General features: G+C 72.3%; 5 protein-coding genes. 1 reads left to right on the top strand and 4 read right to left on the bottom strand.

From position 1 onward, the window contains the following. The 4 genes from ACFU6K_RS34685 to rimP all read right to left on the bottom strand — a co-directional run. Nucleotides 1-244 (bottom strand): translation initiation factor IF-2 N-terminal domain-containing protein (locus tag ACFU6K_RS34685; protein ID WP_380669933.1); only part of this gene is annotated, 244 nt, incomplete at its 3' end. Between the two features lie 229 nt (nt 245-473). Continuing rightward, nucleotides 474-767 (bottom strand): YlxR family protein, encoded by a 294-nt coding sequence (locus ACFU6K_RS34680; protein ID WP_380669932.1) that lies wholly within the window; start codon nt 765-767, stop codon nt 474-476. A 76-nt stretch (nt 768-843) separates the two neighbouring features. Next, nucleotides 844-1,845 carry a transcription termination factor NusA gene (gene nusA / locus ACFU6K_RS34675; protein WP_380669931.1) on the bottom strand — a complete coding sequence of 334 codons (1,002 nt, stop codon included), beginning with the start codon at nt 1,843-1,845 and terminating at the stop codon, nt 844-846. 55 nt (nt 1,846-1,900) lie between these two features. Then, nucleotides 1,901-2,437 carry a ribosome maturation factor RimP gene (rimP, locus tag ACFU6K_RS34670; RefSeq protein ID WP_380669930.1) on the bottom strand — a complete coding sequence of 179 codons (537 nt, stop codon included), beginning with the start codon at nt 2,435-2,437 and terminating at the stop codon, nt 1,901-1,903. Nucleotides 2,438-2,721: 284 nt separating this feature from the next. Between rimP and ACFU6K_RS34665 the strand changes: the two genes are divergently transcribed. Next, the coding region (locus tag ACFU6K_RS34665) for a hypothetical protein (RefSeq protein WP_380669928.1) at nt 2,722-3,294 on the top strand (573 nt) is incomplete at its 3' end.

Raw genomic sequence — 3,294 nt, 5'->3', positions numbered from 1 at the left:
GCTTCGGGGCACCCGAGCCGGCCGCGGGGGAGGGCGCCGCGGGCTTCCGCGGGCCCGGCTTGGCAGCGGAACCACCACCGGTGGGGGCCACACCAAGCGCGTCAGTCAACTTGCGTACGACCGGCGCCTCGATCGTCGAGGACGCCGAACGGACGAACTCGCCGAGCTCGGTGAGCTTGGCCATGACGGCCTTGCTCTCCAAGCCAAGCTCCTTGGCGAGTTCATAAACCCGGACCTTAGCCACTTCACTCCTGTCTATGAGTCCGGGGGTCTCGTCCGCCGGACTGTCGCTACTTCATGGGCGTACCCATCGCGTACTCATCGCGTACTCATCGAGAGCTCATCGCAATCTCGACCTACTTCCACATCGCGAGGTACCTGACTGGTGGCACGGCGCGCGGCTGCCCGAGCGCTGTGCTTGTTGCGGTGGTTCTCCGCCGCGCGAGCGGCGACTGTCGCGGGAGGCCGCCCGACTAGGGGGCTCCGCCCGCCAGCTCCCCGATGAACCCGCGGAGCCGCTCGGTGTCGAGCGCGCCCTGGAGCCGGAAGGCCCGGGGGAACGCCCGACGGCGGACCGCGAGGTCGAGGCAGGCCGGATCGGGGTGCAGGTGAGCGCCCCGGCCCGGGAGTGCGCCGCGGGGATCAGGGACGCACTCGCCCTCGACCGCCGTGACACGCAACAGCTGGTGCTTGGCCGCTCGCTTGCGGCAGCCCACGCAGGTGCGTTCCGGGCGTGCTCGGACATGCGTCCGGCCAGACGAAGGCAAGTCTACCCCTCCGAAGCGACATGGCGCCGCCCCGCCGATCCCGGAGGACCGGCAGGGGCGCACACGACAACGATGATTACCGGGCCTGCGATTCCTCGGCCGGGACCTCGGTGTCCGGCCGGATGTCGATCCGCCACCCGGTCAGGCGCGCGGCCAGGCGGGCGTTCTGCCCCTCCTTGCCGATCGCCAGCGACAGCTGGTAGTCCGGCACGATCACCCGGGCGGAACGCTGGGCGGCGTCCACGATCTCCACGCTGGTCACCCGAGCGGGCGACAGGGCTGCGGCCACCATCTCCCGGGGGTCCTCCGACCAGTCGACGATGTCGATCTTCTCGCCGTGCAGCTCGCCCATCACGGCGCGCACCCGGGAGCCCATCGGGCCGATGCAGGCGCCCTTGGCGTTCAGGCCCTGACGGCGCGACCAGACCGCGATCTTGGTCCGGTGGCCGGCCTCACGGGCGATCGCCGCGATCTCCACGCTGCCGTCCGCGATCTCCGGGACCTCCAGCGCGAACAGCTTCTTCACCAGGCTGGGGTGGGTGCGCGACAGCGTCACCGAGGCCCCGCGCACGCCGCGGCGCACGGCCACCACATAGCACTTCAGCCGGGTGCCGTGCCGGTAGTCCTCGCCCGGGACCTGCTCCTGCGGCGGCAGGATGGCCTCCAGCTTGCCGATGTCGACCAGCACGTTCTTCGGGTCGTTGCCCTGCTGGACGACACCGGTGACGATGTCGCCCTCCTTGCCCGCGTACTCGCCGAAGGTCTGGTCGTCCGCGGCGTCGCGCAGGCGCTGCATCATCACCTGGATGCCGATGCTGGACGCGATCCGGCCGAAGCCGCTCGGGGTGTCGTCGAACTCCTTCGGCTCGACGCCCTCGTCCAGCTCCGCCGGGTCCTCCATCGCCCACACGGTGACGTGGCCGCTCTTGCGGTCCAGGTGCACCCGGGCCCGCCGGCGCGAGCCCTCGGTGCGGTGGTACGCGGTGAGGAGGGCGGACTCGATGGACTCGACCAGCAGGTCGAAGGGGATGTTCTTCTCGTTGACCAGCGTGCGCAGGGCACTCATGTCGATGTCCACGGCTACGCCTCCTCGTCTTTCGTCACGTTCGTCATGGTCGTACGGCACCGGGGGTTCACTCGGCGCCGTCCTCCCCCTCGTCGAAGTCCGCGGCCTCGTCCAGGAGCTCGTCGTCCTTGCGGTTGAACTCGACCTGGACGCGCGCCCGGGCCACCTCCGCGTACGCCAGACGGCGCTCCTTCGGACGGCCGCGCCCCTTCACCGGCTGCACCTCGACCAGTGCGCCGTCCTCGTCGGCCTCCAGCACCCGGGCGACGATCTCCCCGCCGTCCTCCAGGTGGATCCTGGCCAGCCGACCCTCGGCGCGCTGCCAGTGCCGGGGCAGGACCAGCGGGCGCTCCGCACCCGGCGAGCCGACCTCCAGCAGGTACGCGTCGTCCCCCATCAGGTCCGACTCGTCCAGGGCCGCACCGACCACCCGGCTGAACTCGGCGATGGCGTCCATGTCCACGCCGCCGTCGGTGTCGACGTCGATCTGCACCTGCCGACGGCTGCCCGCCCGGGTGACCCTGACGTCCTCCAGATCCAGTCCGGCCTGCTCGGCCAGCGGCTCCAGCAACGCTCGCAGCCGGTCGGTGTGGGTGGTGCTCATCCGGGTGGACTCCTCGGCCGCGTCTGCTGTTGTCAGAAGGTCGCCCCGCGCCCCCGGTGTGCCACACCGGGTCACGGCAGCTCGGCCCAAAGCCTATCCGGTCAAGCCCCCAACCACCGATTCCGGACCTCCGCCGACCACGCCCACACCACCCACTGCGAGCAAGCTCACACCCGGCACGGCGTCCCCGAACCGGGCCCGGGAACGTGGGGATTCTGTAATCATTCACGCCAACGAGGGCAGGCGGGGAGGCCGCCCTCCCGTACCCGCCCGGAGTGATCCCGATGCAGCCGCCCAGCCGACGGACCTTCCTGGCCCTCGGACTGCTCACCACCCTCACCGCCTGCACCGCCGACCCCCACGGCGCCCACCCGGCCGGCCCCACCCCACCCCGCGACCTCGACACCCCGGCCCGCCTCCGCGCGATCGCCGACACCGACCTCCTGCTCGGCGCCTACGACGGCCTGCTCACCGCCCCGGGTGCCCAGACCGCCCTGCTCCAGCCGCTGCGCGACGACACCGCCCAGCACCGCGCCGCCCTCGTCCAGGGCCTGCCGAGCGCGAGCCCCTCCCCCACCGGCACCCCGTACCGCCCCCTCCCCACCCTCCCCGAACTGGCCCTCCTGGAGCACCGGACCGCCGAGTCCCGCCTCCAGGGCCTCGACGAGGTCAGCCCGCCCCTCGCCCGCCTGCTCGCCTCCGTCTCCGCCGGCAACGCCCTGCACGCCGCGGCCCTCGGCGACCAGACCCCCGTCAGAACGCCCGACGGCACCACCACCGCCGAAGGCGCCACCCACGCCGCCGCCGTCCCCGCCCTCCAGACCGCCCTCAGCGCCGAACACGCCGCCGTCTACGGC

It is taken from the genome of Kitasatospora sp. NPDC057512, assembly GCF_042802135.1.
Lineage (GTDB): Bacteria > Actinomycetota > Actinomycetes > Streptomycetales > Streptomycetaceae > Kitasatospora.
This window is presented reverse-complemented; position numbering and strand designations above follow the sequence as displayed.

Coding starts and splice junctions, on each gene's coding strand:
- rimP (WP_380669930.1), bottom strand. CDS start 2,437: ATGAGCACCACCCACACCGACCGGCTGCGAGCGTTGCTGGAGCCGCTG.